Source organism: Flavobacterium sp. UBA6195, assembly GCF_002422095.1.
Lineage (GTDB): Bacteria > Bacteroidota > Bacteroidia > Flavobacteriales > Flavobacteriaceae > Flavobacterium.
In genome coordinates, this window is the sequence record NZ_DITB01000004.1 from 1 (window position 1) to 8,308 (window position 8,308).

The following is an 8,308-nucleotide window of genomic DNA, read 5'->3' on the forward strand; positions in this document are numbered from 1 at the left end:
ACTACTTTTTCTTTTTTAGAAAAAAGTTCATTGAAATGAATCAACATGAAGTTGATTCCCAGGTAAACTGCCTGTAAAAAATGTTTAATCCATCTGTACGAGTAGAATTCAGAATTTAGAATTCAGAATTTAGATTTTTTCTAATTTCTAATTTCTAACTTCTAACTTTAAAAGTATGGATAAAAATGTACTGCATGAACAAAGAGTTAATTATTAGATCTGGTTCAGACGCTGTAGATTTTGCCTTATTAAAAGATGGAAAACTAATAGAATTACACAAAGAAGAAGAAAAGCAAAGCAATTTTGCGGTAGGCGATCTTTTCATTGCTAAAATCCGTAAACCTGTGGCTGGTTTAAATGCCGCTTTTGTAAACTTAGGCCATGAAAAAGATGCATTTTTGCATTATCATGATTTGGGTCCAAATTTACCTTCTTTGATGAAATTTATTAAACTTGTAAGCGCAGGTAAATTAAAAGATTATTCACTCAAAAATTTTCCTTTTGAAGCTGAAATTGATAAAGATGGCGTTATAACCGACATTCTAAGTGCCAATCAATCAGTTTTAGTTCAGGTGGTAAAAGAGCCTATTTCGACTAAAGGTCCCAGAATTAGTTCTGAGATTTCGTTAGCCGGAAGATATGTGGTTTTAGTCCCTTTTTCAGATCGCGTTTCTGTTTCACAAAAAATAGAATCGAGAGAAGAAAAAGACCGATTAAAACGATTGGTTCAATCTATTAAGCCAAAAGGATTCGGTGTTATTGTGCGAACAGTAGCCGAAGGCAAAAAAGTAGCCGAACTAGACAAAGATCTACAAACATTGATGGATCGCTGGTCTGCGATGTGTAGAAGATTACAAACGGCTCATCATCCATCAAAAGTATTAGGAGAACTTAACAAAGCTTCTTCTATCTTACGAGATGTATTTAATGATACTTTTACCGGTATTCATGTTGATGATGAAGATTTGTATCTTGAAACGAAGGAGTATTTGCAAGAGATAGCTCCGGATAAAGTGTCAATCGTAAAACACTATCAGTCTAAGGAACTGCCTCTTTTTGAAAAATATAATATTGAGCGACAAATAAAAACGTCTTTTGGAAAAACAGTTTCCATGAGCAAAGGTGCTTATTTGATTATTGAACACACAGAAGCTTTACACGTTATCGATGTGAACAGTGGAAATCGTTCAGCAAAAGCATCAAGCCAAGAAGATACTGCACTAGAAGTAAACATGATTGCTGCAGCCGAAATTGCACGTCAGTTACGACTTAGAGACATGGGCGGAATTATAGTAGTGGATTTCATTGATATGCAAAATCCAGAAAATCGCAAAGTATTGTACGATTTCTTAAGAGAAGAAATGAGTGACGATAAGGCCAAGCATAAAATCTTGCCTCCTAGCAAATTTGGATTAATTCAAATTACTAGACAAAGAGTTAGACCAGAAGTTAATATTAAAACAAGAGAAGAAGACCCTAACAATGAACATGGGGAAATTGAAGCTCCAATTTTAATTATCGACAAAATAGCGTCTGACCTTGAACGCATTATTAAAGACCATAAAAAGGTTGTTTTAAACGCACACCCTTTTGTGGCAGCATACCTTACTAAAGGTTTTCCATCCTTACGTTCGAAATGGTTTTTCGAATATAAGAAATGGGTGAAGATTATACCTCGTGACGCTTACACGTATCTTGAATATCATTTCTTTGATAAAGAAGGAAATGAAATTAAATAAATTAAAAAAACCGCCTTTCAAAAGATTGGCGGTTTTTTTGTTTATATATATTTAATAATTTTACTCATGGCACATGAAAATTAAAAAAAAATTGTTATATTTTAGCCGTTGCAAATATTAACGAATGTAACATGAAAAATTTACTGCAAATAATTGGTTTTCAACCAAAAGAAAATGCAAAAGATATTTTTGTAAAAAAATATCAGGATGGTTATGTTATAGAAATTGATTTCCAAAAAGAAATTATAAACTACGGAGATAAAATTATTTGCGAAAGCAAAACCACTCAAAACTTTTCACAATCTGAAAATTTTGTAGTTCTTGAGTGTGTAAACAGACTTCTTGAAAAAGGTTATAAACCTGAGAATATTACATTAGAAAAAACTTGGGCTGCTGGTCACGGAACTAGCGGCAGATTAGATATTTGTGTAACTCGTGAAGACGGTTCGGAATATTTATTAATTGAATGTAAAACCCACGGAAAAGAATTCGAGAAAGAATTTACTCGAATGAAAAAAGATGGTGGACAATTGTTTACCTACTTTAAATTTAGTAACAAAGCAGATATTATCATGCTTTATTCATCTGAATTAAAAGGAAAAGAAATTGTTTACCGAAACGAAATTGTAAAAATTGAAGACGATTATAGAACAGGTGATGTTAAAGATTTTTACGAAAAATGGAGTAAACTAACCAAAGATAATGGTGTTTTTGATAAATGGGTTAATCCATACAATTTTGAAAGCAAAGCTTTGACCATTAACGACTTAGAAGAAATAAAACAAGAAGATAGTAGTTTTATTTTTAATCGTTTTCTAGAAATTTTACGCCATAATGTTGTTTCTGATAAGGGAAATGCTTTTAATAGAATTTTCACTTTATTTCTTTGTAAAATCTATGACGAGAAAGATAAAGAAGATACGGATAAAGAATTAGAGTTTCAATGGTTTGAATCGCCGTTTACTTATGAAGGAGTTCATTATGAAAAAGATACACATGTAACTTTTCAAATTCGTTTAACAGATTTGTATAAAAAGGGAATGAAAGCCTTTTTAGAGAAAAATGTTACTGATTTTTCAGAATCGGAGTTTAATAATAGATATTCATTTCTTACAGAAGAGCAAAGAAGTCCAATTTTACAGGAATTCAGAAAAGTTCGTTTAGAAAAAAACAACGAATTTGCAATTAAAGATGTTTATGACGAACAGTCTTTTTATGACAATGCAGTTGTAGTTAAAGAAATTGTTGAATTATTACAAGGTTACAAATTAAGATACACCAAGAAACAACAATATTTATCCGATTTCTTTGAATTACTTTTAACAACTGGATTAAAACAAGAATCTGGTCAGTTTTTTACGCCTGTTCCAGTTGCTCAATTTGTAATTAAAAGCTTACCAATTGATAACATCATTAAAGAAAAATTACATAAAGGTGAAAAAGGAGAATTTTTACCTTATGTAATTGATTATGCTGCTGGAAGTGGACATTTTTTGACTGAAACGATGCACGAAGTGCAAAGAATTATTGACAAAAATGAGTTTCCAGATGTAAAAGCTGAAGTAAAACGATTTATAAAACAAGCCAAAGAATTTCACTTTGACTGGGCGTTTGATTATGTGTATGGAATTGAAAAGGATTATCGTTTAGTTAAAGTAGGTAAAGTAGGTTGTTATTTGCATGGCGATGGATTAGCAAACGTCATTCACTCTGATGGGTTAGCAAATTTTGCACACAAAGACTACAAAGGAAAGCTGGCTGTAAAAGACAAGGATTTTGAGCAAGAAAATAAGCAATTTGATATTATAGTTTCAAATCCCCCGTATGCAATAGATTCGTTTAGAAATGTCTCCAGAAATTTCTATACAGAAAAGGATTTTGAATTATATAGTAATTTAACAGATAATAGTTCCGAAATTGAATGTTTATTCTTAGAACGTACAAAACAACTTTTAAAGGATGGAGGTGTCGCGGGAGTAATAATTCCAATTTCTATCTTAACTAAAACAAGTGAACTCTTTATTAAAACAAGAAAAATGATTATAGAATCATTTGACATAATTGCCATAGCTGAATTAGGACCTAATACATTTATGGCTGCAGATGTTAATACTGCTACTTTGTTTTTAAGAAGAAGAAACAACTACCAAAGTAAAAACTTAAAAATAGCCGTAGTTAAATTCTTTAACGATTTTCAAGATGTTACGCTGAACGGAATTGAAAAACCTGCAACCAAATACGTAAACCACGTTTGGGAAGGATTAACGTTTGATGATTATGTTACTTTATTGAAAAAATCACCGAACAAAAATGTTACCGAACACGAAATTTATAAAGAATACAGAAAAAAACTAAAAGCGAAAAATGAAATAGAATTTTGGACTTTATGCCACAAAATAGAATTTGAAAAAATGTTTTATTACATTATCGTTTATCCTCAAAAACTGGTAGTGGTTAAAAGTGGGGTTAAGAAGGCTGAAAAAGATTTTTTGGGTTATGAATTTAGTTTCAAAAAAGGTAAGGAAGGGATACATCCTATAAGAAAAGGTAAAACTATTGATGAATGTACAAAATTATATGACATCGATGTGTTTGATAATCCTCAAAAAGCAAGTACACATATTTATTATGCTTTTAAAGGAAAATATGATATACCTATAGATAAAGAATTATCAAAAAACATTTTTAAGCATCAGCTATTAGATGTTTTTAATTTTGAAAGAGTTGATTTTAACCTTAATCTATCTACTGAAATAAAAAATAAAATAATTGTTCCCTCTAAATGGAACAGTGAAAAACTTGAAAATGTTTTTACTGAAATTAAAAACGGAAAAAATGTTGATCAAATAAATGATGTTGGTAAATTTCGAGTTTCAAGAATTGAAACCATTTCAGGTGCAGTATTTAACATTAATGCAACCAAATGGACTAATGACAATGTTAATGAAGAAGATTTTCTAAAATATGGTGATATTCTTTTTAGCCATATTAACAGTATAGAGCATATTGGAAAGACTGCAATTTATAAACTAGACGAGAAGATTGTTCATGGTGCTAATTTGTTAAGATTACGAGCCAATAATGATATTGTATTGGCTGATTATGCATATGCAATATTAAGATTAACAGATTTTATTAATGAAACGAGAAAATATGCCCAAAAGGCTGCTAATCAAGCAAGCATAAATTCAACAAATTTGAAAAACTTGAAAATTCCAATACCACCAAAAGATATTCAACAGAAAATAGTGTCAGAAATAGAAGAGTTAGAGGAAAAATCAAAAACTATTGTTATAAATGACTTGGAAGAACAAAAGGAAAAAATAATTAAAAAATATTTGTGATGACTAAATCTGAAAATAAAATCTTAAAGGCGTTAAAAACAAACAAACTCAATCCAAATAAAACAGGTGAAAGAAAATGGTACAATTATTTTATTTCTGTTGATGAATTGGTTTGGACAAGAAATTTTATTGACGGTTATTTAATTCATATTTATTCAGACGAATTTAAAACAAAGCATTTAGTAACTTACACATTAACTTATGATGTCTTTAAAAACGAGGATATTTTACGAGTAGGTTATGAAAAATTATATTAAATCAAAACCGCCTTTCGAAAGATTGGCGGTTTTTTTATATCTAAAATCTAAGTTTTAATCCAATTCATACTCTAAACGCACCGTGATTCTAGCAGTTTTGTTTTTACTATAGGTATCAAAATTTCCTCCATAGCTGTCTTCTTCGGTTGAGCCTTGACCTGTAATTTGGAAAACTCCCATGCTAGCTGATTTTAATTTTCCTAAACTTCCATCAGCAGTTTTTACGATTTTTTGAGCTCTTTCACTTGCGTCTTTAGAAGCTTTTTCAATTAAACTGTGTTTTAAATTAGGTAAATTGGAATACGTATATTGAATAGAATTTGATGTTAATTCGATTCCAGAGTTAATCAATTCCGATGTTTTACTTGAAACTTCTTCTATTCGTTTCATCAAATCTGGATTCTTCTTTGCAGAAAATGTAATGGTTTGTGTAGCTTCATAACCATCAAATACTTGTTCGTATTTGGTTTGATAGGCATTCTCTGGATTTTCGGTTCGTACTTCTCTAAATCGTTTGTTGAATTGAACGGCTCCAAAAGTAAATTCCTCTTTTTTAAATCCTTTGCTCATGAAGAAATCAGCTACAATTTTTTGATCAGAAATCATTTTGTTGTATGCTTCTTTAATATCAAAACTCTTAGTTGCAAAACTTCCTGACCATAAAATTTCGTCCGAGACAAAATCTGTAGTTCCTAATCCTACAACGGAAATAGTATCTAAATTTTCGTTTCGATTTTTAAAAGCTGTGCCTAAAATAAGTGCGGTAATAATTATTGAAACTCCAATAACTAAAGTTGATTTTAATTTGTTTTCCATAAAGAAACAGTGTTAGTTGGTTACAAATAATGTAGTATCAAAACTCATACCAAGTTACAGAAAATCATTACGTTTTGGAATTTATCGCTTATTTTTAAAAAAAGATTTTATCAAATCGGCACATTCTTTTTCTAAAACTCCCGAAATGACTTGGGTTTTCGGATGTAATTGTGTTCCCATTTTTTGAAAGCCACGATTCTCATCGGAAGCACCAAAAACAATTTTAGAAATTTGGGACCAATACAAAGCGCCTGCACACATTTGGCAAGGTTCTAAAGTCACATACAAAGTACAGTCTTTTAAATATTTTCCGCCAATGAAGTTTGCTGCACTAGTTATGGCTTGCATTTCGGCATGAGCCGTTACATCATGAAGTAATTCGGTTAAGTTATGTGTTCTTGCAATGACACGATTATCTATTACAATAACAGCACCCACTGGAATTTCACCTTTCTCAAAAGCAATTTCGGCTTCTTGAAGGGCTTTCTTCATAAAATACGCATCGGTAAAAATATTCTCCATAAGTACAAAAATACAACAACCAATTCTTACTTTTGTGCTGTGATGGAAAATTTGCTTTCAAAAATTAATAACCCTACCGATTTAAGGAAACTTCCTGAAAATCAACTACCTCAATTAGCCAAAGAATTGAGAGACTTTATCATTGATATTGTTTCAAAAAAAGAAGGTCATTTGGGTGCGAGCTTGGGTGTTGTGGAGTTAACGATAGCACTTCATTATGTTTTCAACACTCCACAAGATTTATTGGTTTGGGATGTGGGTCATCAAGCTTATGGGCATAAAATCCTGACTGAAAGACGTGATATTTTCCACACCAACAGAGAATTAAACGGTATTTCAGGTTTTCCTAAGCGAAGTGAAAGTGTTTATGACACTTTTGGAGTGGGACATTCTTCTACTTCGATTTCTGCTGCTTTAGGAATGGCTTTGGCTTCGCAATTAAAAGGAGAAATTGAGAAACAACATATTGCAGTGATTGGTGATGCTTCAGTTGCTAGTGGAATGGCATTTGAAGGTTTAAATCATGCAGGAGTTACTGATGCCAATTTGTTAGTAATTTTAAATGATAATGCTATTGGAATTGATCCGAGTATTGGTGCTTTGAAAGAGTATTTAACTGCCGTCAAAGAAGGAAAAAATCCAAAGCAAAATAACATCATAAAATCCTTGAATTTTGATTATTCAGGTCCGATTGATGGTCATGATTTACCTAAGTTGATTTCGGAATTAGAGCGATTAAAATCGGTTAAAGGTCCGAAATTCTTACATGTGATAACTACCAAAGGTAAGGGATTGCAATTAGCGGAAGAAGATCAAGTTAAATATCACGCGCCAGGAAAATTCGATGCTGAAACTGGAAAAATTCATCCGAAAGACGAATCGAATTTACCTCCAAAATTTCAAGATGTTTTCGGACATACATTAGTGGAATTAGCGAAGCAAAATGAGAAAATCATTGGAATAACTCCGGCCATGCCTACAGGAAGTTCTATGACCTATATGATGGAAGCTTTTCCAAAACGCGCTATCGACGTAGGAATTGCTGAACAACACGCCGTTACCTTAGCTGCTGGAATGGCAACACAAGGAATGGTCGTTTTTTGTAATATCTATTCCACTTTTTTACAACGCGCTTACGACCAAGTGATTCATGATGTAGCTTTACAGAATTTACCCGTTATTTTCTGTTTGGACAGAGCAGGTTTGGTGGGTGAAGACGGAGCTACCCATCATGGTGTATTTGATATTGCCTATTTGAAATGCATTCCAAACATGATTATTGCAGCTCCAAAAGATGAAATGGAATTGAGAAATATAATGTTTACTGCTTCGGAAGGTTTAAATCACCCGATCACTATTCGTTATCCAAGAGGAAGAGGAGAAAATGTGAATTGGGAACAACCTTATGAGAAAATGGAAATTGGGAATATAAAAGAACTTCAAAAAGGAAGTAAAGTTGCCATTTTTTCTACGGGAACTATTGGTAATAATGTTACGAAAGCATTGAAAGAAGTAGAAAATTCAAAATTATTTTCGCATTATCATTTTCCTTTTATAAAACCATTAGATATTGAAGCTATCAAATCTATTATAAATTCTCACAATCAAATTATTACGATCGAAGATGGTG

Annotated in this window: 6 protein-coding genes; 4 read left to right on the plus strand and 2 right to left on the minus strand. The window is 31.8% G+C overall.

From position 1 onward, the window contains the following. The first annotated feature begins 194 nt into the window (after nt 1-194). The 3 genes from B4I81_RS00210 to B4I81_RS00220 all read left to right on the plus strand — a co-directional run bounded on the left by B4I81_RS00210 (nt 195) and on the right by B4I81_RS00220 (nt 5,340). Complete coding sequence (locus B4I81_RS00210) at nt 195-1,739, plus strand: ribonuclease E/G (protein ID WP_291106180.1); 1,545 nt, start codon at nt 195-197, stop codon at nt 1,737-1,739. Between the two features lie 131 nt (nt 1,740-1,870). Then, entirely contained in the window at nt 1,871-5,083 is a 3,213-nt protein-coding gene (locus B4I81_RS00215) for an N-6 DNA methylase (protein WP_291106182.1), read from the plus strand. Further along, nucleotides 5,083-5,340, plus strand: coding sequence for a hypothetical protein (locus tag B4I81_RS00220; RefSeq protein ID WP_291106184.1), 258 nt, complete (start codon nt 5,083-5,085; stop codon nt 5,338-5,340). The genes B4I81_RS00215 and B4I81_RS00220 overlap by 1 nt, the downstream gene beginning before the upstream one ends. A 54-nt stretch (nt 5,341-5,394) precedes the next feature. On the opposite strand, the gene B4I81_RS00225 is transcribed toward B4I81_RS00220, so the two are convergent. Both B4I81_RS00225 and B4I81_RS00230 read right to left on the minus strand, forming a co-directional pair. Beyond that, a complete protein-coding gene (locus B4I81_RS00225) occupies nt 5,395-6,156 on the minus strand; it encodes an SIMPL domain-containing protein (protein WP_291106187.1) in 762 nt (253 codons plus the stop codon). Nucleotides 6,157-6,237: 81 nt separating this feature from the next. Further along, complete coding sequence (locus B4I81_RS00230; RefSeq protein ID WP_291106189.1) at nt 6,238-6,678, minus strand: nucleoside deaminase; 441 nt, start codon at nt 6,676-6,678, stop codon at nt 6,238-6,240. Nucleotides 6,679-6,720: 42 nt separating this feature from the next. On the opposite strand from B4I81_RS00230, the gene B4I81_RS00235 reads away from it, so the two are divergent. Beyond that, the coding region (locus tag B4I81_RS00235) for a 1-deoxy-D-xylulose-5-phosphate synthase (RefSeq protein ID WP_291106191.1) at nt 6,721-8,308 on the plus strand (1,588 nt) is incomplete at its 3' end.

Bases quoted from the DNA above. Each gene is read 5' to 3' on its own strand.
- B4I81_RS00215 (WP_291106182.1), top strand. From the start codon at position 1,871: ATGAAAAATTTACTGCAAATAATTGGTTTTCAACCAAAAGAAAATGCA.
- B4I81_RS00225 (WP_291106187.1), bottom strand. From the start codon at position 6,156: ATGGAAAACAAATTAAAATCAACTTTAGTTATTGGAGTTTCAATAATT.
- B4I81_RS00230 (WP_291106189.1), bottom strand. From the start codon at position 6,678: ATGGAGAATATTTTTACCGATGCGTATTTTATGAAGAAAGCCCTTCAA.
- B4I81_RS00220 (WP_291106184.1), top strand. From the start codon at position 5,083: ATGACTAAATCTGAAAATAAAATCTTAAAGGCGTTAAAAACAAACAAA.
- B4I81_RS00210 (WP_291106180.1), top strand. From the start codon at position 195: ATGAACAAAGAGTTAATTATTAGATCTGGTTCAGACGCTGTAGATTTT.